This window comes from Pseudonocardia sp. 2-7, from assembly GCF_056341085.1.
The window spans coordinates 3558365-3580263 of the sequence record NZ_CP094507.1 but is presented as its reverse complement, the minus strand read 5'-3'; the positions used below and the strand labels follow the sequence as shown (position 1 = coordinate 3580263).

The 21899-nt window shown below is 73.4% G+C and carries 21 protein-coding genes; 17 read left to right on the top strand and 4 right to left on the bottom strand.

Features of this window, described 5'->3' with window-relative positions:
* Positions 1–63: 63 nt before the first annotated feature.
* From MTO91_RS17220 to MTO91_RS17210, 3 genes are all read left to right on the top strand, one after another.
* Positions 64–1692, top strand: coding sequence for an alpha/beta hydrolase (locus MTO91_RS17220; RefSeq protein ID WP_405416514.1), 1629 nt, complete (start codon positions 64–66; stop codon positions 1690–1692).
* Between the two features lie 93 nt (positions 1693–1785).
* A complete protein-coding gene (glnA, locus tag MTO91_RS17215) occupies positions 1786–3129 on the top strand; it encodes a type I glutamate--ammonia ligase (protein ID WP_062395995.1) in 1344 nt (447 codons plus the stop codon).
* Entirely contained in the window at positions 3126–3611 is a 486-nt protein-coding gene (locus MTO91_RS17210; RefSeq protein WP_208822393.1) for a cupin domain-containing protein, read from the top strand. Before glnA (MTO91_RS17215) ends, MTO91_RS17210 begins: the two co-directional genes overlap by 4 nt.
* Here MTO91_RS17210 and MTO91_RS17205 read toward each other — a convergent pair.
* Complete coding sequence (locus MTO91_RS17205; protein ID WP_476651880.1) at positions 3608–4822, bottom strand: FAD-dependent monooxygenase; 1215 nt, start codon at positions 4820–4822, stop codon at positions 3608–3610. The two genes, MTO91_RS17210 and MTO91_RS17205, sit on opposite strands and share 4 nt — an antisense overlap.
* A gap of 68 nt (positions 4823–4890) precedes the next feature.
* On the opposite strand from MTO91_RS17205, the gene MTO91_RS17200 reads away from it, so the two are divergent.
* On the top strand, positions 4891–7926 hold the full coding sequence (locus tag MTO91_RS17200; RefSeq protein ID WP_476651879.1) for a bifunctional [glutamine synthetase] adenylyltransferase/[glutamine synthetase]-adenylyl-L-tyrosine phosphorylase: 3036 nt from the start codon (positions 4891–4893) through the stop codon (positions 7924–7926).
* Here MTO91_RS17200 and MTO91_RS17195 read toward each other — a convergent pair.
* A complete protein-coding gene (locus tag MTO91_RS17195) occupies positions 7905–8870 on the bottom strand; it encodes a MerR family transcriptional regulator (RefSeq protein ID WP_251785027.1) in 966 nt (321 codons plus the stop codon). The genes MTO91_RS17200 and MTO91_RS17195 overlap by 22 nt on opposite strands.
* A gap of 37 nt (positions 8871–8907) precedes the next feature.
* Between MTO91_RS17195 and MTO91_RS17190 the strand changes: the two genes are divergently transcribed.
* The 6 genes from MTO91_RS17190 (at position 8908) to MTO91_RS17165 (ending at position 13632) form a co-directional block, all read left to right on the top strand.
* A complete protein-coding gene (locus tag MTO91_RS17190) occupies positions 8908–9801 on the top strand; it encodes a TIGR03619 family F420-dependent LLM class oxidoreductase (RefSeq protein ID WP_476651878.1) in 894 nt (297 codons plus the stop codon).
* Between the two features lie 27 nt (positions 9802–9828).
* Complete coding sequence (locus MTO91_RS17185; RefSeq protein ID WP_083474181.1) at positions 9829–10542, top strand: M50 family metallopeptidase; 714 nt, start codon at positions 9829–9831, stop codon at positions 10540–10542.
* Between the two features lie 12 nt (positions 10543–10554).
* Positions 10555–10977: a nitroreductase/quinone reductase family protein gene (locus tag MTO91_RS17180; RefSeq protein WP_224402117.1), complete on the top strand. Its 423-nt coding sequence runs from the start codon at positions 10555–10557 to the stop codon at positions 10975–10977.
* A gap of 67 nt (positions 10978–11044) precedes the next feature.
* Positions 11045–11479 (top strand): GlcG/HbpS family heme-binding protein, encoded by a 435-nt coding sequence (locus tag MTO91_RS17175; protein WP_476651875.1) that lies wholly within the window; start codon positions 11045–11047, stop codon positions 11477–11479.
* Positions 11480–12206: 727 nt separating this feature from the next.
* Positions 12207–12473: a GlsB/YeaQ/YmgE family stress response membrane protein gene (locus MTO91_RS17170; RefSeq protein WP_073574171.1), complete on the top strand. Its 267-nt coding sequence runs from the start codon at positions 12207–12209 to the stop codon at positions 12471–12473.
* A gap of 220 nt (positions 12474–12693) precedes the next feature.
* Positions 12694–13632, top strand: a complete 939-nt coding sequence (locus tag MTO91_RS17165) for a cold-shock protein (protein ID WP_455752471.1) — start codon at positions 12694–12696, stop codon at positions 13630–13632.
* An 86-nt stretch (positions 13633–13718) separates the two neighbouring features.
* Here the strand turns inward: MTO91_RS17165 and glnA (MTO91_RS17160) are convergent, their stop codons facing one another.
* Complete coding sequence (gene glnA, locus MTO91_RS17160; RefSeq protein ID WP_476651873.1) at positions 13719–15140, bottom strand: type I glutamate--ammonia ligase; 1422 nt, start codon at positions 15138–15140, stop codon at positions 13719–13721.
* 183 nt (positions 15141–15323) lie between these two features.
* On the opposite strand from glnA (MTO91_RS17160), the gene MTO91_RS17155 reads away from it, so the two are divergent.
* On the top strand, positions 15324–15794 hold the full coding sequence (locus tag MTO91_RS17155) for an RDD family protein (RefSeq protein WP_350662720.1): 471 nt from the start codon (positions 15324–15326) through the stop codon (positions 15792–15794).
* 11 nt (positions 15795–15805) lie between these two features.
* Here the strand turns inward: MTO91_RS17155 and MTO91_RS17150 are convergent, their stop codons facing one another.
* Positions 15806–16483, bottom strand: coding sequence for a GntR family transcriptional regulator (locus MTO91_RS17150; protein WP_476651870.1), 678 nt, complete (start codon positions 16481–16483; stop codon positions 15806–15808).
* 123 nt (positions 16484–16606) lie between these two features.
* On the opposite strand from MTO91_RS17150, the gene MTO91_RS17145 reads away from it, so the two are divergent.
* From MTO91_RS17145 to MTO91_RS17120, 6 genes are all read left to right on the top strand, one after another.
* Positions 16607–17650: a LuxR C-terminal-related transcriptional regulator gene (locus MTO91_RS17145; protein ID WP_476651869.1), complete on the top strand. Its 1044-nt coding sequence runs from the start codon at positions 16607–16609 to the stop codon at positions 17648–17650.
* A gap of 219 nt (positions 17651–17869) precedes the next feature.
* The gene (locus MTO91_RS17140; protein ID WP_224402122.1) at positions 17870–18322 is read left to right on the top strand and encodes a GlcG/HbpS family heme-binding protein; all 453 of its coding nucleotides are present in this window, start codon (positions 17870–17872) and stop codon (positions 18320–18322) included.
* Positions 18319–19179, top strand: coding sequence for an MIP/aquaporin family protein (locus MTO91_RS17135; RefSeq protein WP_476651867.1), 861 nt, complete (start codon positions 18319–18321; stop codon positions 19177–19179). Before MTO91_RS17140 ends, MTO91_RS17135 begins: the two co-directional genes overlap by 4 nt.
* Positions 19176–19601, top strand: a complete 426-nt coding sequence (locus tag MTO91_RS17130; protein ID WP_062395983.1) for a diol dehydratase small subunit — start codon at positions 19176–19178, stop codon at positions 19599–19601. The genes MTO91_RS17135 and MTO91_RS17130 overlap by 4 nt, the downstream gene beginning before the upstream one ends.
* 3 nt (positions 19602–19604) lie before the next feature.
* Complete coding sequence (locus MTO91_RS17125) at positions 19605–21326, top strand: propanediol/glycerol family dehydratase large subunit (RefSeq protein WP_476651866.1); 1722 nt, start codon at positions 19605–19607, stop codon at positions 21324–21326.
* Positions 21323–21898 (top strand): propanediol/glycerol family dehydratase medium subunit, encoded by a 576-nt coding sequence (locus MTO91_RS17120; RefSeq protein WP_476651864.1) that lies wholly within the window; start codon positions 21323–21325, stop codon positions 21896–21898. Before MTO91_RS17125 ends, MTO91_RS17120 begins: the two co-directional genes overlap by 4 nt.
* Position 21899 lies beyond the last annotated feature (1 nt).

The window sequence follows — 21899 nt, the reverse complement described above, 5'->3', positions numbered from 1 at the left end:
ACCCTCACCCGGGCCGTGACCCGCGACCGGTCACCGTCGGGGGTCGGTGGCATGCTCACGGTCATGCTCCCTCGGCTGTTGCGACGACGTGCCCACCGACGAGAGACACCGGCCCCGGCCCGCCGGCGGGCGCGTCCGGCCGCGCTCGCCGTGCTCGGTGCGGCGACCCTCGTCCTGGTCGGCGCGTGCGCCGACGCGGGCACCGGCGACCAGCCGCAGGCCGCGCAGAACCCGCCGGAGCTGGCGCAGTTCTACGACCAGCAGCTGCAGTGGGGCCCCTGCGCGGACTACGCCCCCACCGCGGACGACGCGCAGACCTACGCCGACCCGCAGTTCGACTGCACCCGGGTGACCGTCCCGCAGGACTACGCCCGGCCCGGCGACGGGAAGACGATGCAGATCGCGCTGCTGCGCAAGAAGGCGACCGGAGCGAAGATCGGCTCGCTGTTCGCCGACCCGGGCGGCCCCGGTGCCTCGGGCACCTCGTTCGTCGCGCGCCAGGCCGCCACCTGGGCCACCAACGGTCTGGGGGACCGGTTCGACCTGGTCGGGTTCGACCCCCGTGGCACCGGTGCGAGTCTGCCGAAGATCCAGTGCCTCACCGACGCGGAGAACGACGAGGAGCGCACCAAGGTCTTCGCCGACCCCTCGCCCGCCGGGGTCGCCGCCGCCGAGGCCGACAGCCGTCAGTTCGCCGAGCGCTGCACCCAGCGCACCGGGGCCGACGTGCTGGCGAACGTCGGCACCCGTGACGTCGCGAAGGACATGGACGTCATGCGGGCCGCCGTCGGCGACCAGAAGATGACCTACGCCGGTTTCTCCTACGGCACCGAGCTCGGCACCGCCTACGCCGAGGCGTTCCCGCAGAACGTCCGCGCGCTGCTGCTCGACGGCGCGATCGACCCGACGCAGTCGACCATCGACTCCACGGTCAAGCAGAACGCCGGGTTCCAGCTCGCGTTCGACAACTTCGCCGAGGACTGCACCAGCCGCCCCGGCTGCCCGCTGGGCACCGACCCGGCGAAGGCGACCCAGGCGTTCCAGACGGTGATGCGGCCACTGATCGACACGCCCGCGAAGGTCGGCGACGGGCGCGTCCTGAGCTTCTCCGACGCCCAGACCGGCGTCAGCCAGGCGCTCTACGTCTCCCAGCTGTGGCCCGCGCTGCAGCAGGGGATCTCGCAGGTCGCGAACGGCAACGGCGACCTGCTGATGCGTCTGGCCGACCTCTACCACGAGCGCGACGACCAGGGCCGCTACTCGAACATGCTGCAGGCCTTCCAGTCGATCAGCTGTGTGAACCAGCCGGCGCTGAAGGAGCCGTCGGAGGCCCTGGAGCTGGCGACGCGGGCCGACGAGGCCGCCCCGTTCCGCTCCACCGGCCGCGGCCCGGTCGGTGCCCGCGACGCGTGCGCGTTCTGGCCGGTCCCGCCCACCAGCGAGCCGCACACGCCGAAGGTCGACGGACTCCCGCCGGTCGTCGTGGTGTCGGTCACCGGTGACCCGGCCACGCCGTACCAGGCCGGGGTCGACCTGGCCCAGCAGCTGAACGGCAGCCTGATCACGGTCAACGGCAACCAGCACACCGCGTCACTGCAGGGTGACGCGTGCACCGACACGCTCGCGATCGACTATCTGGTGAACCTCACGCTCCCGCCGCAGGGCGCGGAGTGCACGCTCGCGCCCAGCTGAGGGCCGTCGTCGGGGGTGTGCGGGCGACCACGACCGGGTCGCCCGCACACCCCGGTAACTTCCGCGTAACACGGGGTTCCTAGGCTCCGCCGCATGGACCGCCAGCAGGAGTTCGTGCTCCGCACGCTCGAGGAACGCGACATCCGTTTCGTCCGTCTCTGGTTCACGGACGTGCTCGGATATCTCAAGTCGGTGGCGGTGGCCCCGGCCGAGCTGGAGGGCGCCTTCGCCGAGGGCATCGGCTTCGACGGCTCGGCCATCGAGGGCTTCGCCCGCGTCTACGAGTCCGACATGGTCGCCAAGCCCGACCCGTCGACGTTCCAGGTGCTGCCCTGGGAGACCGCCTCGGGCGAGCACTACTCGGCGCGGATGTTCTGCGACATCGCCATGCCCGACGGGTCGCCGTCCTGGGCCGACCCGCGGCACGTGCTGACCCGCGCGCTGAACAAGGCGGGCGAGGCCGGGTTCACCTGCTACGTGCACCCGGAGATCGAGTTCTACCTGCTGCGCGACCTGCCCGGCGACGGCACCCGGCCCGTCCCGGCGGACTCCGGCGGCTACTTCGACCAGGCCAGCCACGACGTCGCCCCGCACTTCCGGCGCAACACCATCGAGACGCTGGAGTCGATGGGCATCTCGGTGGAGTTCTCCCACCACGAGGGCGGCCCCGGCCAGCAGGAGATCGACCTGCGCTACGCCGACGCCCTGACCATGGCCGACAACCTCATGACGTTCCGCTACGTCGTGAAGGAGGTCGCGCTCACCCAGGGCGTGCGTGCCTCGTTCATGCCCAAGCCGTTCTCCGAGCACCCCGGCTCGGCCATGCACACGCACTTCTCGCTGTTCGAGGGCGACCACAACGCCTTCCACGACCCGGACGACCCCTACGAGCTGTCCGCGACCGGCAAGGCGTTCGTCGCCGGCGTGCTCAAGCACGCCCGGGAGATCACCGCGGTCACCAACCAGTGGGTCAACTCCTACAAGCGCCTCATCACCGGCGGCGAGGCCCCGACCGCGGTGTCCTGGGGCCACGCGAACCGCTCCGCGCTGGTCCGGGTCCCGATGTACTCGCCGGGCAAGTCCTCGTCGCGGCGGGTGGAGGTCCGCACGCTGGACTCCTCGTGCAACCCCTACCTCGCCTACGCGGTCATCCTGGGCGCCGGCCTCACCGGCATCCAGAAGGGCTACGAGCTGCCCCCGCCCACCGAGGACGACGTGTGGGCCCTGACCGACACCGAGCGCCGGGCGCTGGGCTACGAGCTGCTCCCGCAGAACCTCACCGAGGCCCTCGACGTCATGGAGAAGAGCGAGCTCGTCGCCGAGTACCTCGGCGAGCACGTGTTCGACTTCTTCCTGCGGAACAAGCGGGCCGAGTGGGACGCCTACCGCCGGAACGTGACGCCGCACGAGCTCGCGACGTATCTTCCCGTGCTGTGACCGACTTCTCGGACGAGATCATCCTGGGCCCGCTGCCCAAGGGCATCACGCGGGCCGGTGAGGGCCAGTACAAGCGGGTGTGGAACGTGCTGGGCCACACCTACTGGGCGAAGGCCGTCAGCGAGACCAGCTTCGCCTTCGAGACCCTCGACCCGCCCGGCACGGGCGTCCCGCCGCACGTGCACCCGACCCAGGACGAGCACATCCACGTCCTCGACGGCGTGTTCACGCTCTACCTGGACGGGCAGTGGGAGAAGGCCGGGCCGGGCGACACCGTCCTCATGCCCAAGGGTCTGCCGCACGCCTACTACAACAAGGAGCAGGGCGACGCCCGCGCGCTGTTCTGGGTCAGCCCGGCCGGCCGGCTGGCGTCGCTGTTCGACCGGCTGCACGACCTGACCGACCCGGCCGAGGTCGTGCGGCAGTCGGCGCTGCACGACGTCGACTTCCTGCCGCCGGGCAGCGTCCCCGGCGCCGACTAGCGGGTGTTGCCCGACGCGCGGTGGTAGCCGGCGAAGATCTCCTCGAGCTCCCCGCCGGTGATCACCGCGTCGAGGTCGTCGAAGCCGTCGGGCGCGCGGCGCTCGACCTCGTCGATGACCCGTTCCGGGCCACCCACGCGGTTGCGGAGCACGACGTCGGCGGTCATCGGCAGCCGTTCGGCCTCGTACGCGGCCAGCGCCGCCGCCGGGTCGCCGCCCGCGGCCAGGTGCCGGGCGAGCGACTCGGCGTCGAGGATCGCCTGCCCGGCGCCGTTGGAGCCCATCGGGACCATCGGGTGCGCGGCGTCGCCGAGCAGGGTGACCCGCCCGTGCGACCAGCGCGGCAGCGGGTCCCGGTCGCACATCGGGAACTCGAAGATCTCCGGTGTCGCGGCGACCAGCGCGAGGTGGTCGACGTCGTCGAGGTGGAAGCGGCGGGCGTGGGCGAGGGTCTCGTCGCGGTCGGCGGGCCGTGACCAGTCCTGTCGCTGCGGGGCGGGGTCGCCGTCGGCGCCGGTCGCGATGCACACCGCCCAGTTCGTGAGGACCGTGCCCGGCGCGCTGCCGGCGCCGACCGGGTAGACCACCAGCTTGGCCGCGTTCCCGCCCGCGACGACCATCGAGCGGCCCCCGCGGAACGCCGGCCAGTCCGTCGCACCGCGCCACATCGACACCCCGTTCCAGCGCGGCGGTCCCTCGCCCGGGAACAGGCCCGCCCGCACCGCGGAGTGGATGCCGTCCGCGCCGACCAGCACGTCGCCGGTCGCCTCCGGCAGGGCGTCGTCGGCGAAGCGGACCCGGACACCCCCGTCGGAGTGCTCGACGCCGGCGACCCGGTGCCGGGTGCGGATCGCGTCGGACCCCAGCCGAGCGCGCACGGCGTCGGTGAGCATCCGGTGCACCCGGCCGCGGTGCCCGGCGACCTGCGGGAACGAGAAGCCGGCCGCCACCCCGCAGGGTCTGCGCAGGATCGGCTGCCCGAGCCGGTGGGCGTAGGTGAGGTCGGTGGTCGCGATGCCGACGTCGGCCAGCTCCGCGGCCAGGCCGAGCCCGTCGAGCACCCGCACGGCGTGCGGCAGCAGGTTGAACCCGACACCGAGCTCGCCCGCGCCGGACCCCTGCTCCAGGACCGTGGACCCGATCCCGGCCCGCTCCAGGGCCAGGGCCGTGGTCAGTCCTCCGACACCCCCACCGACGATCACGACGTGCATGCCCCCGAGCCTGACCGCTGGACGCCCCTGAGGGAAGGGCGGCCCGCGATGGGGCAGGATCACCGGTCATGGACCGTCGCACGGGGACCTCGCTCGCCCGGCTCGGCCTCACCGGTGAGGACGCGGCCACGACCCTGCGAGGTCTGGGCTGGTGGGCGACCGACGGGCCGGCGCCCGGCTGCGAGGAGATCATGTGGGCGCTGGCCCGCAGCCCCGACCAGTCCCTCGCCCTGCGGGCGGTCGAGCGGCTGGCGCAGACCGCCCCGTGGCCCGCGATCGACCGGGCGCTGCGCACCGACCGCGGGCTGCGGGGGCGGCTGTTGGCGACCCTGGGGTCGTCGACGGCGCTGGGCGACCACCTCGTCGGCCACCCGGACCGCTGGCCGCTGCTGGCCGACACCGCCGAGCGCGGGAACCCGCCGCCGGACCTGGCCCGGCGCACCGCGAACCTGCTGCGCGCGGTCGGGGCCGACCCGGCCGCGCCGCCGCCGGGGACGCCCGGCGGAGCGCGGGCGTCGCTGACCGGCGCCGAGGCCGTCGCGGCGCTGCGCACGGCCTACCGCGACGAGCTGCTCGGCCTCGCCTCGGCCGACCTGGCCGCCGTCGGCGACCCGGGTCTGCCGGTGATGGAGGTCGACGACGTCGCCGCCCAGCTCGCCGACCTCGCCGAGGCCGCGCTGTCGGCGTCGCTGGCGGTGGCCGCGGCCGAGCAGGACCCGCCCGAGGAGCTGCGGCTCGCGGTCATCGGGCTCGGCAAGTGCGGTGGCCGGGAGCTCAACTACGTCTCCGACGTCGACGTCGTGTTCGTCGCCGAACCCGGCGGGGAGCTCACTCAGGCCGCGACGAAGCTCGCGTCGCGGGTCATGCGCATCGCGGGGGAGGCCTGTTTCGAGGTCGACGCGAACCTGCGCCCCGAGGGCCGCCAGGGCGCACTCGTGCGGACCCTCGACGGGCACGTGGCGTACTACAGGCGGTGGGCGAAGACCTGGGAGTTCCAGGCGCTGCTCAAGGCCCGCCCGATCGCCGGGGACCGCGAGCTCGGCGCCGCCTACGTCGAGGCGCTGTCGCCGATGGTGTGGCAGGCCTCCACCCGCGACGACTTCGTCACCGACGTGCAGGCCATGCGGGCCCGGGTCATCGAGAACATTCCCTCCGAGCAGCGCGAACGCGAGCTGAAGCTCGGCCGCGGCGGGCTGCGCGACGTCGAGTTCGCCGTCCAGCTGCTGCAGCTGGTGCACGGCCGGGGCGACGACTCGCTGCACTCGGGCAACACCCTGGTCGCGCTGGCCGCGCTGTCGGAGAGCGGCTACGTCGGCCGCGACGACGGCGCCAACCTCGCCGCGTCCTACCGGTTCCTGCGCCTGCTGGAGCACCGGCTGCAGCTGCAGAAGCTGCGCCGCACCCACCTGCTCCCGGCCGCCGACGACGTCGACGGACTGCGCTGGCTCGCCCGGGCCGCGCGGATCCGCCCGGACGGGCGCCGCGACGTCGTCGGGGTGCTGGTCGACGAGTGGCAGCGCAACGCGCGCCGCGTCACCCGGCTGCACGAGAAGCTGTTCTACCGGCCGCTGCTGTCGGCGGTGTCCCGGCTGGCCGCCGACGGCGCCGACGCCGTGCTGTCCCCGGAGGCGGCGAAGGCACGGATGAAGGCGCTGGGCTGGGCGTCGCCGGAGGGGGCGCTCGGGCACCTGCGGGCGCTCACCGGCGGGGTGTCGCGGGCCGCGTCGATCCAGCGGGCGCTGCTGCCGGTGCTGCTGGACTCGCTGTCGCGCAGCCCCGACCCCGACCGCGGCCTGCTCGCCTACCGGCGGGTGTCCGAGGCGCTCGCCGACACCCCCTGGTACCTGCGGCTGCTGCGCGACGAGGGCGCGGTCGCGCAGCGGCTGATGACGCTGCTCGGGACGTCGGCCCTGGTCCCGGACCTGCTGGCCCGCGCGCCGGAGGTGCTGCGGATGCTGGCGACCTCCTCGGGGGTGCAGAGCCCGGAGCTGACCCGGGACCCGGCCGAGGTGTCGATGGCGCTGCGCACCACCGTCGCCCGGCAGAGCACGCCGGAGGCCGCGGTGGCGTCGGCGCGGTCCTACCGCCGCCACGAGATGCTGCGGATCGCCTGCGCCGACCTGCTCGGCCTGCTGCCCGTCGACGCGGTGTGCACGGCGCTGAACTCGGTCAATGAGGCGGTGCTGGCCGCGACCCTGGACGCGGTGCTGCGCGCGGAGACCGAGCGCTCGGCCGTCCTGTCGGTGATCGGGATGGGCCGCCTCGGCGGCGGCGAGTCCAGCTACGGCAGCGACGCCGACGTGATGTTCGTCTGCAGGCCCGCCGAGGGCGTCGACGACCACACCGCGGTGAGGTGGGCGACCCGGGTGGTGGAACGCGTGCGGCGGCTGCTCGGCTCCCCCAGCCCGGATCCGGAGCTGTCGGTCGACGCGGACCTGCGCCCGGAGGGCCGGTCCGGGCCGATGGTGCGCACCCTGGCCTCCTACCGCGAGTACTACGCCCGCTGGGGCGAGGTGTGGGAGGCCCAGGCGCTGCTGCGGGCCCGCCCGATCGCGGGGGACCGGACGCTGGGCCGCGAGTTCACCGCGCTGGTCGACCCGATCCGCTACCCGGCCGACGGCGTGTCGGCGGCCGCGGTGTCGGAGATCCGCCGGATCAAGGCCCGGGTCGACGCCGAGCGGCTGCCCCGCGGCGCGGACCGCACCACCCACACCAAGCTCGGCCTGGGCGGGCTGGCCGACGTCGAGTGGACGGTGCAGCTGCTGCAGCTCCAGCACGCGGGCGACGTCCCCGAGCTGCGCACCCCGTCGACGCTGCACGGCCTGCACGAGGCCGCGGAGGCGGGGCTGATCAGCGCCGGGGACGCCGCCGAGCTGGAGGAGGGCTGGCGCACCGCGACCGCGGCCCGCAACGCGATCATGCTGGTCAAGGGCAAGCCCGGCGACCAGCTCCCGCGTTCGGGGCGGGAGCTGGCCGCCGTCGCCGTCGCGCTCGGGTACCCGGCGGGCGGCGACCCGGGGGAGTTCCTCGACGACTACAAGCGCGTCACGCGGCGGGCCCGCGCGGTCGTCGAGCGGGTGTTCTACGGCTGGTCCGAGGACTGACCGGCCGGTGCCGAGCGCAGCGCCGCGGCGAACCACTCGAACGCCGGAACCGCGGGCTCGCGGGCCGGCCAGCCGTTGAGCACCCCGAGCAGCGTCCAGTAGCGCTCGACGCGGCGGTCGGCGAACAGCTCGACGCTGTCCGCGGTCCGGGCGCGGGCCGCCGCGTCCTGCCCCTCGACGCCGGGGATGCGGGCGAGGACCCGGGCCGCCTCCGGGCTCGCCGGGTCGACGCCCGCGGCGAGCGCGGCCCCGGCGTGCTCGGCCACCGCGGCGGGGTCGGCCCCCCGCTCGTGGTGCTCGGGGGCGGTGGCACCGGCGACGGCCATCTCCCGGCACCGGGCCCGGAACCCCGGGTCGGCGACGAGCTCGGCCAGCTCCACCCAGGCCCCCACCTGCTCGGGGGTCGGGTCGTCGGGCAGTTCGGCGGGCATCGACCGCATGCCGGTGGCGATGCCCGCGCCGGGCGCGTCGTCGTCGATGCCGGCGAAGGTCTCGGTCACGAAGTCGTCGATCAGGTGCTGGCGCTGGGCCGCGGACAGCCGGGCGAGGTCGTTCATCAGGGTCACGCTCCGTTCGTCGGGTGGGGTGTCACCGGCTCCGGTGCGGGCGAGCAGGGCGCACACCGCGCGCTGCGCCCGCAGCTCCCGGATCCGGTCGTCCAGGGCCCGGACGTGTGCCGCCGCGATCTCGCCGACCCCCCGTCGGCGGGACAGCACGGCGCGCACGTCGTCCAGGCCCAGGCCGAGCTCGCGCAGGGTGCGCACGAGGTCGAGCCGTGCGACCGCGGCCGGTCCGTAGACCCGGTGGCCCGCACCGTTGCGGTCGGCGGGGACGAGCCCCTCGTCCGACCAGAAACGGAGCGTGCGCACGGGGACCTCGCTGCGCCGGGCGAGCTGCCCGATCGTCAGCGTGACAGGGTGATCATCGGTAGGTGGTGCGGTCACGGGGACAGCGTCGGGTGTTCCAGCGGCTGGAGGTCAAGTGCGAATCGGTTTCGGGATCCCGCAGTTCGGTGCGTCCGCGGCCCACGTGGACGGGACGATGCGGTTCGCGGCGGGCGCCGAGGAGCGCGGCGCGGCGAGCCTGTGGACGGGCGACCGGCTGCTGGTGGCCGTCGACCCGACGGTCGGCTACGGCGGCGGGCCCGGCGGCCCGGGCAGCGTGCCCGAGCAGTTCACCGCCGCGCACGACCCGCTGGCGCTGCTGACCGCGGCGGCCGCCGTCACCGCGCGGGTGCAGCTCGGCACCAGCACGCTCAACGCGCCCTGGTACCCGGCGGCGCTGCTGGCCCGGCAGGCGGCGACGATCGACAACCTGTCGGGCGGACGGCTGCTGCTGGGCCTCGGCATCGGCTGGTCGCCCGAGGAGTACGACGCGGTGGGTGTCCCGATGGGTGAGCGCGGCGCCCGGCTCGACGAGACCCTCGACCTGTTCGACACCTGGTGGCACGACGACCCGGTGGAGTTCACCGGGCGGTTCGCGAGCGTCGCGCCGTCGTACGTGCACGCCCGGCCGCGGCACGTGCCGGTCTACCTGGGCGGCTTCAGCCCCCGGGCGCGCCGCAGGATCGCGGAACGGGCCGACGGGTTCCTGCCGGTCGTCACCTCCGACGTCACCGACCTCGACGCCGCGGTCTCCGCGCCCTGGGCGGACCTGCGTGCCGCCGCGGCCGAGGCGGGCCGCCCCGCCGACGCGGTCGGCGCGGTGCTGCGGGTGAACCCGAAGCCGGGGGAGACCGCCGCCGACGCCGCCGCGCTGGTGCGCCGGGCGGCCACCGACACCGACGTCGACCACACCTTCGTCGACCTCATGTACCTGGCGGACGACACCGACTCGGCGCTGGAGGCGGTCGAGGAGATCCTCGGCGCGGTGTGACCGGACCCCGCTGGTTCACTGGGGTCCGTGGCAGACCTCGACGTGATCACCCGCGGGTACGAGCTCGTCGCGGCCCGGCCGGCGTCGCTGCTGGCCGCGCTGCTGGCCCTGACGGTCGTCGCGTGGCGGCCGACCTGGCGGCTGACGCGCACCGCGGTCACGATCGCCCACGAGGGCGGGCACGCACTCGTCGCGGTCCTGGTCGGGCGGGGCCTGGCCGGGATCCGGCTGCACGCCGACTCCTCCGGCGTCACGCACTCCACCGGCGCGGGGCGCGGGCCCGGGGTGGTCGCGATGTTCTTCGCCGGCTACGTCTTCCCGCCGCTGCTGGGCCTCGGCGGTGCGGTGCTGGTCGCGGCGGACGAGGCGCAGGCGATGCTGTGGATCGCGGTGGTGCTGCTGGCCGCGACGCTGCTGCAGATCCGCAACCTCTACGGCGGGCTGGCCGTCGTCGCGACCGGGGCGGTGCTCGTGCTCGTCGCGCTGCGTGCCCCGGCCGACCTGCGGACCGGGTTCGCCGCCGCGCTGACCTGGTTCCTGCTGTTCGGCGGGGTGAAGGCCTGTCTGGAGCTGCGCCGCGGCCGTCGCGGGGGCCGGCTGCGCCACTCCGACGCCGACCGGCTCGCCGAGCTCACCCCGCTCGGCGGCGGGGCGTGGGCAGCGGTGTTCGTGCTCGTCGCGTTCGCCGCGACGCTCGCCGCCTGCTGGGTCGTGTTCGCCCCCGGCGGGGCGCCCGCCTGACAGCATGGGGCCATGGCAGAGGACTTCAACACCAGGGTGATCCGTGAGTTCCGCGAGAACGACGGCCGGGTCGGCGAGCCGTTCACCGGCCTGCCGATGATCCTGGTCCACCACGTCGGCGCGAAGAGCGGCGCCGAGCGGATCGCGCCGCTGCGCTGGTTCGCCGACGGTGACCGCTGGGTCGTCGTCGCCTCCGCGGCCGGCGCGCCGCGCCACCCCGCGTGGTTCCACAACCTGATGGCGAACCCGGACGTCACCGCCGAGATCGCCGACGGCGAGGGCGGGGTCGAGACCGTGCCGGTGCATGCGGCCGAGCTCGACGAGGCCGACCGCGACCGCGTCTGGACCTGGATCAAGGAGAACAACGGCGGCTTCGCCGACTACGAGCGCAGGACCGACCGGACGATCCCGCTCGTGGGCCTCACCCGGCGCTGACCGCCGCCCACCCGCCGTGTGAGGCCGGGGTGGGCGTGCGCGGCGCGGTGATGGCAGGGTTCGCGGTATGACGATCTCCCTCGAGCAGGCCCAGACCATCGCCGCCGCTGCCCTGGCCCACGGCACCGAGCAGGGCTTCAACCCGCTCACGGTCGCGGTGCTCGACCCGGGCGGCGCGATCGTCGCCCTGGCCCGCCAGGACGGCTCGGGCTTCCTGCGGCCCGACCTCGCCGTCGCCAAGGCCAGCGGTGTGCTCGCCCTCGGCATGACCAACCGCGCGATCGCCGCCCGCGCCGCGGACTCCCCGGAGTTCTTCACCTCGGTGGCGAACCTCGCCGGCGGCAAGATCCTCTCCGTGCCCGGCGGGGTCTTCGTCAAGGACGGGGCCGGCGCGCTGCTCGGCGCCGTCGGGGTGACCGGCGACGCGTCGCTCAACGACGAGGCCGCCGCCCTCGCGGGGATCGAGGCCGCCGGTCTGGTGGCGGTCACCGGCGCCGAGTAGTCCCACCGTCCCGCAATGTGCCGCACCCCCGGGCGACGAGGTCAGCCCGGGGGCGCGGAGGGGACACGATCCTGCCGCCGAGGAAGGACCGTGCACGTTCGTGGTCGCGCCGAGGGCGCAGGGTGACGCAGGGGGTCGCGCGTGGCCGGTGCCGTTCCGTGGACACCCGGGCGGTGTCACCGAGCGGAGTGGACGGGCCGGTACGACCCTCACTCGATGTGACCTGGAACACGATACCTCTGAGTCAAGCATTCGCGTCCCACCGTTGTCAACGAATCCGCGGACGCGGGCGATGAGATGATCTCTGCACCGATTCCGCGTGCGGGATGCTCCGAGCGGACCTGACCCCGAGCGGGGGTCGCATCCGTCCGCGGTGACCGCCTCGTGACGCGTCCGCATCCGGGAAGACCCCGACCGTGCGAACTCCGGCACCTGATGGTGGGGCAGGGGTGTTCTGCGATGTTTCCGTGACCGGCAGTGGTTAGCGTCGGCGACGTCCTACACGACATCGGGAACCGCGTGGTGCCGACGGCCGTACACCGGTCGGCGGACGGGCGTCTCCACGGTGCCGTTCGGAGCAGCCGGAGCGGGCCGATGTTCCCCCGTCTCCTGATCGCATCCGAACGGTGACCACCGGGGACGTTTCGCCACGACCCCCACGGGTCACTCGGTGCCGACCGGTCAGATTCGGTTCGTCACGAACGGACCGTGAGCGAGGGAGACAGACATGGGCATCATCGCGTGGATCGTGCTGGGGCTGATCGCGGGCGCCATCGCCAAGGCCATCATGCCGGGCAAGGACCCGGGCGGAATCATCGTCACCCTGATCCTGGGTGTCGTCGGCGCGCTGCTCGGCGGCTGGATCGGCAGCGCGGTGTTCGGCGTCGGCCTCGGCGGCTTCTTCAACATCTCCACCTGGCTGCTCGCCATCGTGGGGTCGCTGATCCTGCTGGGGATCTACCGCGTGATCGTGGGCCGCAAGGTCCGCGCCTGACACGCGCGTAACACCCTCGTCGGCGCCCGCCCGGAGACTCTCCGGGCGGGCGCCGACGTATGTCCGGACCCGTCCGCCGGCGCCCGCGCGGCGGGTGGCCGGGGGAGCAGCCGGACCGCCGGCCCGCCCCGCACCGCAGGCCCGCGGGCCCGGCCCGACGGACCGCGAGGTCCGTCGGGGAGACTGGGGCCAGTACCCGACCACCGATCTGGAGTTCTCGATGCCGCAAGGGACCGTCCGCTGGTTCGACGCCGAACGGGGTTTCGGCTTCCTCGCACCCGAGGACGGCTCGCCGGACGTGTTCGTGCACGCCTCCGAGATCGTCGGGGGCGGCGGTGCGCCGGTGCTCCGCGAGGGCCAGGTCGTCGAGTTCGAGGTCGGCGAGAACGACCGCGGACCCCAGGCGCTGCGGGTGCGCGTCACGGGCGAGGCGGCCGACAGCGCCGTGGGCCTGCTCGGCACCGTCACCTGGTACGAGCCGGGGAAGGGGTACGGCTTCGCGACCCCGGACGGCGGCGGCGCCGACATCTTCGTGCACAGCTCCGCCATCGTGACCGGCGGCGTGGTGACCGATGGTCAGCGGGTGGCCTTCCTGGTGGTGGAGGGCGAGCGTGGCCCGCAGGCCGGGCACGTGATCCCGCTGGGAGCGGGGGCCGGCCTGCCCGCCACCGACGACACCGCGGACGACGCCGACGGCACGGTGGCCTGGTACGACGAGGACAAGGGCTTCGGCTTCGTCACCCCCGACTCCGGCGGCGACGACGTGTTCGTCCACGCCCGGGCCCTGGCCGAGGGGCTGACCTGGCTCGCGGAGGGCGACCGTATCGCCTTCGAGGTGGCCCAGGCGGAGAAGGGGCCCCAGGCCCGTGACGTGCACCTGGTCCGGGCCGGCGAGCCCTCGACGGCGCCGAAGCGGTCGGCACCCGCCGCGGGGCCGGCGGCGCGCGAGGTCCCCGCGCGGGGCGGTGAGGGCGTCGTCGTGCGCTACGACGAGGACCGCGGCTTCGGGTTCATCTCCCCGGATGCCGGCGGGGACGACCTGTTCGTCCACGTGTCCGTGATCCGGGACGCGGAGCCGCTGCAGAAGGGCGACCGCGTCCGCTACGCCGTGCGTCAGAGCGACCGGGGCCCGCAGGCCGACCGCGTCGAGCGCCTCTGACGGGGCGGCCGACGACCCGCCGGACGCGCCGAGGCCCGGCTCCCTGACGGGGGCCGGGCCTCGGTGTGACGTGGGTCAGGTGCGGATCACACGTCGTAGTACAGGGCGAACTCGTACGGGTGCGGGCGCAGCCGCAGCGGGTCGATCTCGTTCTCCCGCTTGTAGGAGATCCAGGTCTCGATCAGGTCCGGGGTGAACACGCCACCCTCGAGCAGGTAGTCGTGGTCCTGCTCCAGCTTGTCGATGACCGCACCGAGCGAGGCCGGGACCTGCGCGATGTCCTTGGCCTCCTCCGGCGGGAGCTCGTAGAGGTCCTTGTCGATCGGCGCCGGCGGCTCGATCTTGTTCTTGATGCCGTCGAGACCGGCCATCAGGATCGCCGAGAAGGCGAGGTACGGGTTGCCGGACGAGTCGGGGCAGCGGAACTCGACGCGCTTGGCCTTCGGGCTGTCACCGGTCAGCGGGATGCGGATGCAGGCCGAGCGGTTGCGCGCGGAGTAGACCAGGTTGACCGGGGCCTCGAAGCCCGGGACCAGGCGGTGGTAGGAGTTCACCGTCGGGTTGGTGAACGCCAGCAGCGACGGCGCGTGGTGCAGCAGGCCGCCGATGTAGTAGCGGGCGGTGTCGGACAGACCGCCGTAGCCGGACTCGTCGTGGAAGAGCGGCTGCCCGTCCTTCCACAGCGACGAGTGCACGTGCATGCCCGAGCCGTTGTCGCCGAACAGCGGCTTCGGCATGAAGGTGGCGGTCTTGCCGTTCTGCCACGCCACGTTCTTCACCAGGTACTTGAAGAGCATGACGTCGTCGGCCGCACGCAGCAGCGTGTCGAACTTGTAGTTGATCTCGGCCTGGCCCGCGGTGCCGACCTCGTGGTGCTCGCGCTCCACCTCGAAGCCCGACGCCTGCATCGTGCTGACGATGTCGGCGCGCAGGTCGGCGTAGTGGTCGACCGGCGGGACGGGGAAGTAGCCGCCCTTGTAGTTGACCTTGTAGCCCAGGTTGCCCCCGACCTCTTCGCGGCCGGTGTTCCACCAGCCCTCCGAGGAGTCGATGTGGTGGTAGGCCTGGTGCGGGTCGGTGCCGAACCGGATCGAGTCGAAGACGTAGAACTCGGCCTCGGGCGCCATGTACGCGGTGTCGGCGATGCCGGAGGCGGTCAGGTACTCCTGCGCCTTGCGGGCGACGTTCCGCGGGTCCCGGGAGTAGGGCTCACCGGTGATCGGGTCGTGCACGAAGAAGTTGATGTTCAGCGTCTTGTGCTTGCGGAACGGGTCGAGACGGGCGGTCGTCGTGTCCGGGTGCAGCGCCATGTCGGACTCGTTGATCGCCTGGAAACCGCGGACGGAGGAGCCGTCGAAGGCGGCACCGTTCTCCAGGAGGTCGCCGGCCGTCTTGGCGGGGACGGTGAGGTGCTGCATGACGCCGGGCAGGTCGCAGAACCTGATGTCGACGTACTCGACCTTCTCGTCCGAGATGTACTTGAGTACCTCTTCGGCGTTGCTGAACACTCTCTGGGCTCCTTCATTCGCTGGTGGAGATCGTGGGTGACGGTAGGAGTGCCGTGTTGCTCACCCATCACTCACCTGTTTCACCGACGTTAACTGACCCGACCGCGACATCGATCACGTTCGTCATTTGTGTCCGGTCCGGTCCCGCTCGGTGGTGCGGCTACGGCGCCTACGCTAGAGAGCATGGCCCGTTGGATCGAGTCCTGGCTCCCCGGTTCATCCGCCGGAGGCTCCGCCCCGGCCGGACACCCCGGCGAGCGTTTCGGGCTGCCGGCGGCCGGCCACTACTCCGTCGCCGGGTTCGGCCGCCGCGTCGCCGGCGTCTGCCTCGACTGGTTCCTGTCCTACCTGCTGGTGCTGCTGGTCGCCGGGGTCGACGCGCTCGGCACCCCGGAGTTCAGCTGGTGGGTACTCGGGACCTGGTTCGTGATCACCGCGCTGTCCGTGTCGGTGCTCGGCACGGCACCGGGGCACCTCGCGCTGGGGATGCGGGTCGCGCGCACCGACATGGCGACCCACGTCGGTGTCCCGCGGGCGCTGCTGCGCACCGCGATGATCGCGGTGGTGCTGCCGCCGTTCCTGCGCGACACCGACGGCCGCGGCTGGCACGACCGCGCGAGCCGCACGGTCGTGGTGCGGGTGCTGCGGGGCTGAGGCCCGGCGGCTCAGGCGCTCGCCGGGGGAGCGCCCAGAACCGACGCCCGGGTGCCCGCCAGGTGCACCCGGAGCACGGCCACCGCGCCCTGGCGGTCCCGGGCGCGCAGCCCGGCGAGCAGCTGCCGGTGCTCGGCGACCAGGCGCTCGGCCCGGCCGGGGAAGCGGCCGCCCAGGGCGCCCATGTTCATCCGCAGCTGCCGGTCGCGCAGCGTCCCGTAGACCTCCAGCAGGATGCTGCGGCACCCGGCCCGCACCAGCACGGTGTGGAACTGGCGGTCGGCCTCGACGAAGGCGAGCTCGTCGCGCGCGGCCACGGCGGCGAGCTGGGCGTCGATCGCGGCGTCCATCGCCGCGACGATGTGCTCCAGGGTCTCGTCGTCGACCCCCACGACGGTGGCGATCGCGTGCGACTCGATGACGTCGCGGGCCTCGACGACGGCGTCCACCTCACCGGGGGAGACCGGCACCACGAGCGCGCCGCGCTTGGGGTAGAGCTTCAGCAGACCCTCGGCCTGCAGCTGCAGGAACGCCTCGCGGACCGGCGTGCGGCTCAGCGCCAGCGGCCGCGCGACCTGACCCTCGCTGATCAGCTCGCCCGCGGGCAGGGAGCCGTCGAGGATCCCGGCCTTGGCGAACCGGTACGCCCGTTCGGTGGCGCTACCGCTCGCCCGTGACCCGTCGTCCACACCCGAAATGATGCCTGAACACGTCCGGTCCGGGTTCGCGAGGCTTGCCCACCCCGGTCGACATCCCTACCGTTCCCCTCCAGGAATGCGGCATAGATGCAAGATGGATACCGGGAGGACCGGGTGATCCTCGCTCACGGTGCGGCGCAGGACCGGGGTGTGACGTCGCTGCTCGACGACCTCGTCCGGCGCACGACCAGCAGGCTGGGCGGTGGTGGCGGCACCGTCGCGTTGCTGGGCGACCCGGCACCGGTCGTGCACCGCGATCCCCTGCCTCCGGTCGAGGACGTCCTGGCCCGCCTGGTCCGGGAGCCCCGCACCCTCCTTGTGGAGGGGGACGGCCCTGGCGCACCGGACGTGCTCGGAACCCCCCTCTGGTGGGACGACGAGTTGCTCGGAGCCTGTGCTTTCGGTGGGGGTGGGAGCTTCCGCGATTCCGACGTCGCCGCGGTCGAGGGGTTCGCCGAGCAGGCGGCCGTCGCGGTGATGGCGGCCCGGCTGCTCGCCGACGTCCCGGCGGTCGCGACCGCCCCCGCCGCGCCGCGGCTGCTGCCGGAGCTGCGGGCCGAGCTGGACCGCGCGCTGCGTGCGCTCGGTGCCCGCGGCGGCGTGGTCACCCTGGGTACCGAGCGGGTGCCGGCCCCGGTCGTCGCGACGGGGGTGCACGAGGTCGCGCGGCTGCTGCTCGACAACGCGGTGCTGCACTCCGGTGCGTGCACGCTGCGGGTGGGGCTGGCGTTCGAGACGGGGACGGTCCGCCTGCTCGTCGAGGACGACGGCCGCGGTTTCGACCCCGGCACCGCGCCCCGGTCCGGGCTGCACCGGGTCGAGTCCACCGTGCGCGCCGCCGGCGGCCGGCTGGAGATCGACAGCGTCCCCGGGTGGGGGACGCGCGTGCGGGCCTGCTGGCCCGACCCGCCCACCCCCTGCACGGCGGGTCCGCCCGTCGCGCCGCCCGCCGGCCACCAGCCGGCCCGCGGCCAGCACACGCTGACCCTGCGGGAGCGGGAAGTTCGCGCACTCGTCGAGCAGGGGCTGGCCGACAAGCAGATCGCCACCCGGCTGGCCATCTCGGTCAAGACGGTGGAGAAGCACGTCGGAGCGGTGCTGCGGAAGACCGGTGCCCGCAACAGGACCATGCTCGCCCGCTTCGGCGCGGGCAACTGAGCGAGGGCCGCCCCCGAGCCGCACGCAGGACGGCGTGGCCGCCGTCGCTGCGGCCGGCGGGGCCACCTGGTCGACGCCGCGTCGGCGACCGGCCCAGTCGACGCCGCCGCACCGGCGCCGACTGGGCCGTACGGCCCTCTCCGGAGGGTGTGGGGGTGGGGGTGAGGTAGGGAGAGTCCTCATATCTGTACGGGTGACCGCGCTCATAGCGTCCTCGTCGTGGCCCGGTACGGACCCGGGCAGCTCGACTCGACGAGGAGTGAGGCCCGGATGCAGCGACTGACCCTCCAGGACGCAGAGAAGGCGCTGGCCGCCGGACTGGCGAAGGCGACCGAGATCGGCCAGCCGATGAACGTGGCGATCGTGGACGACGGCGGCCACCTGCTCGCCTTCGCCCGCCAGGACGGCGCGATCCGCGCGAGCATCGACATCGCCCAGCGCAAGGCGCGCACCTCGATCCTGATGAACCTGCCGACCGCGGCGCTGACCCCGCTGGTACAGCCCGGTGCCGAGCTCTACGGCCTGGAGCACACCGCCGGTGGCATGGTCATCTTCGGCGGCGGCATCCCGATCCACCGCGACGGTGAGCTCGTCGGCGCGGTCGGGGTCAGCGCCGGCTCGGTGGAGCAGGACGTGACGGTGGCCGAGGCCGCCGTCGCGGCACTCGCGTGAGCCGCGGGGACGCCGGCGAGCTCGCAGCCGAGTTCGCCGGGACCTTCGTCCTGATCCTCATCGGCTGCGGCACCGTCGCCCAGGTCGTGACCTCCGAGGGCGCCAACGGCGACTGGGGCACCCTGGTCTGGGGCTGGGGCGTCGCGGTCACCATGGGCGTCTACATCGCCGGCCGCGTGAGCGGGGCCCACCTCAACCCGGCCGTCACCCTGGCGCTGGCCGTGTTCAAGGGCTTCGCCTGGCGCAAGGTCGTGCCCTACTGGCTGGCCCAGACGGTCGGCGCCTTCCTCGCCGCCCTCGTCGTGCGGGCCGTCTACGCCGGCCCGATCGCGGCGGTCGACCCCGGCCACACCGTCGCCACGCAGACCATCTTCTCGACCCTGCCCGGCGAGCACGTCACGATCTTCGCCGCGTTCGGCGACCAGATCGTCGGCACCGCCCTGCTCGTCTTCGTGATCTTCGCGCTGACCAACGCGCTCAACAACCCGCCCGGCGCCAACATGGCGCCCTTCATGATCGGTTTCCTGGTCGTCGGCATCGGCATCGCGTTCGGTGCCAACGCCGGCTACGCGATCAACCCGGCCCGTGACCTGGGCCCCCGACTCGCCTCGTTCGTCACCGGCTACGACACCGCGTTCGTCACCGCCGCCGGCGTCCCGTACTGGTGGCTCCCGATCGTCGCCCCGCTGCTCGGTGGCCTGATCGGAGGCGGCGCCTTCGTCCTTCTGGTCGAGCGCTTCCTCACCCCGGCCGAGCTGGAGGCCGCCGCGGCCGGCGAGACCCCCGTCGGCCGCGTCCCGCACCCGCAGGCCCCGGTCGAGCAGCCCGTGGCGTCCCGCCTGGAGGAGACCCGATGAGCACCACCCTCGGCCCCACCGACTACCCGCTGTCCGTGCAGCGGCCCGACCTGCTCCGTACCCCGACCGGCCGGCCGCTGGCGGAGGTCACCATGGCCGCCGTCGTGTCCGGGGAGATCCGCAACGAGGACCTCCGCATCTCGCCCGAGACCCTGAAGCTCCAGGGCGAGATCTCCGACTCGGTCGGCCGCCGCCAGCTCGCCGAGAACATGCGGCGCGCCGCCGAGCTCACCGCCGTCCCCGACGAGGAGGTCCTCGCGATCTACAACGCGCTGCGGCCCCGCGCCTCGTCGGCCGCCCGGCTCGCGGAGATCGCCGACCGGCTGGAGAACGACTACGCCGCCGCCACCTGCGCCGCGCTCGTCCGCGAGGCCGCACAGGTCTACGCCGCCCGCGACCTGCTCGCCCGCGAAGGAGACTGACCGATGACCAGCACCCTCCCCGAGGCGGGCACCCCGGCGACCGGGGCCCGGACCTCCAAGCGCACCGACATGCTCGAGTCCCGCCCGGTCAACCTCGACGGCTTCGTCGAGGAATGGCCGGAGAAGGGTCTCGTCGCCATGGAGAGCGACTTCGACCCGCAGCCGAGCGTCCGCGTCGAGAACGGCGTGATCGTGGAGATGGACGGGCGCGAGCGCTCCGAGTTCGACTTCATGGACACCTTCATCGCCGACCACGCGATCGACGTCGAGGTCGCCGAGCGGGCCACCGCGATCCCCTCGACCGACATCGCGCGGATGCTCGTCGACCCGGGCGTGACCCGGGCCGATCTGCTCGACATCACGCGCGGCCTCACCCCGGCCAAGCTGCTCGACGTCGTCAAGCTGCTCAACGTCGTCGAGATCATGATGGCGATGCAGAAGATGCGGGCCCGTCGCAGCCCCGCCAACCAGGCGCACTCCACCAGCGCCCGGGACAACCCCATCCAGGTCGCGGCCGACGCCGCCGAGGCCGCGCTGCGCGGCTTCGCCGAGATGGAGACGACCCTCGGCGTCCTGCGTTACGCCCCGCTCGTCGCCATCGGCCTGCAGGTCGGTGCCCAGTCCGGGCGCGGCGGTGTCATCACCCAGTGCGCGCTGGAGGAGGCCACCGAGCTCGACCTGGGCATGCGCGGCATCACCGGCTACGCCGAGACGATCTCGGTCTACGGCACCGAGTCGGTCTTCGTCGACGGCGACGACACCCCGTGGTCGAAGTCGTTCCTCGCCAGCGCCTACGCCTCCCGCGGCATCAAGATGCGCTTCACCTCGGGCACCGGGTCGGAGGTGCAGATGGGCAACGCCGAGGGCCGCTCCATGCTGTTCCTCGAGATCCGCTGCATCCTGATGGCCAAGGGCGCCGGCGTCCAGGGTCTGCAGAACGGCTCGATCAGCTGCATCGGCGTCCCGGGCGCGGTCCCCGGCGGCATCCGGGCCGTCGCCGCGGAGAACCTGGTCTGCAACATGGTCGACCTGGAGTGCGCGGCCGGCAACGACCAGTCGTTCTCGCACTCGGCGATGCGCCGCACCAGCCGGCTCATGCCGCAGCTGCTGTCCGGCCAGGACCTGGTGTGCTCCGGCTTCTCCGGCGTGCCGAACTCGGACAACATGTTCGCCGGGTCGAACCTCGACGTCGAGGACTACGACGACTGGAACACCATCCAGCGCGACCTGCAGATCGACGGCGGCCTGCGCCACGTCCGCGAGCCGGAGATCCTCGCGGTGCGCGAGAAGGCGGCCCGCGCGATGCAGGCCGTGTTCGCCGAGCTGGACCTGCCGCGGATCACCGACGAGGAGATCGAGGCGGCCACCTACGCCAACTCCAGCGCCGACTACCCGCTGCGCGAGGTCCTCGAGGACCTCAAGGGCGCCCAGTCGGTCATGGACCGCGGCATCACCGGCCTCGACCTGGTGAAGATCCTGGAGCGCACCGGCTTCCACGACGTCGCGGAGAACCTGCTGCAGGTCCTGCGCCAGCGCGTGTCCGGCGACCTGCTCCAGACCTCGGCGATCCTCGACGAGAACTTCGTCCCGCAGGCCGCCATCAACGACGCCAACGACTACGCCGGTCCCGGCACCGGCTACCGCCTGACCGGCGACCGGTGGAACGCCCTGAAGAAGCTGCGCCACGTCACCAGCGCCGAGAACCCCGAGGAGGAGGTCTCGTGAGCACCGCTACCGAGAACCCGTTGTCGCTCACCGAGAGCGGGCCCGCCGAGCGCGGCACCCGGCCCGACGAGGTCGTCATCGCGGTGTCCCCGGCGTTCGCCGGGTTCTTCACCCGCACGATCGTCGACGTCCCGCACGCCGAGGTGCTGCGCCAGCTCATGGCGGGCATCGAGGAGCAGGGCGTGACGTCGCGGCTGATCCGGGTGTGGGACACCGCCGACCTGGCGGCCATCGCCCACACCGGCGCGAAGCTGTCCGGCTCCGGGATCTGCGTGGGCCTGCTGTCGCGGGGCACCACGATGATCCATCAGAAGGACCTCGCCCGGCTGTCGAACCTGGAGCTGTTCCCGCAGTCCCCGCTGCTCGACGCCGAGGTGTTCCGCGGCATCGGTTCCAACGCCGCGCAGTACGCCAAGGGCGAGTCGCCGCAGCCGGTGCCGACCCGCAACGACCAGATGGCCCGCCCCCGCTGGCAGGCCAAGGCGGCGCTGCTGCACCTCAAGGAGTTCGAGCAGATCCGCACCGGGGTGCGTCCGGTCGAGGTCGCCCTCGGCGCACCGGTCGCAGGCTGAA

Coding starts and splice junctions, on each gene's coding strand:
- MTO91_RS17205 (WP_476651880.1), bottom strand. CDS start 4,822: ATGCACGTCGTGATCGTCGGTGGGGGTGTCGGAGGACTGACCACGGCC.
- MTO91_RS17165 (WP_455752471.1), top strand. CDS start 12,694: ATGCCGCAAGGGACCGTCCGCTGGTTCGACGCCGAACGGGGTTTCGGC.
- MTO91_RS17175 (WP_476651875.1), top strand. CDS start 11,045: ATGACGATCTCCCTCGAGCAGGCCCAGACCATCGCCGCCGCTGCCCTG.
- glnA (WP_062395995.1), top strand. CDS start 1,786: ATGGACCGCCAGCAGGAGTTCGTGCTCCGCACGCTCGAGGAACGCGAC.
- MTO91_RS17170 (WP_073574171.1), top strand. CDS start 12,207: ATGGGCATCATCGCGTGGATCGTGCTGGGGCTGATCGCGGGCGCCATC.
- MTO91_RS17130 (WP_062395983.1), top strand. CDS start 19,176: ATGAGCACCACCCTCGGCCCCACCGACTACCCGCTGTCCGTGCAGCGG.
- MTO91_RS17155 (WP_350662720.1), top strand. CDS start 15,324: ATGGCCCGTTGGATCGAGTCCTGGCTCCCCGGTTCATCCGCCGGAGGC.
- MTO91_RS17180 (WP_224402117.1), top strand. CDS start 10,555: ATGGCAGAGGACTTCAACACCAGGGTGATCCGTGAGTTCCGCGAGAAC.
- MTO91_RS17125 (WP_476651866.1), top strand. CDS start 19,605: ATGACCAGCACCCTCCCCGAGGCGGGCACCCCGGCGACCGGGGCCCGG.
- MTO91_RS17200 (WP_476651879.1), top strand. CDS start 4,891: ATGGACCGTCGCACGGGGACCTCGCTCGCCCGGCTCGGCCTCACCGGT.
- MTO91_RS17220 (WP_405416514.1), top strand. CDS start 64: ATGCTCCCTCGGCTGTTGCGACGACGTGCCCACCGACGAGAGACACCG.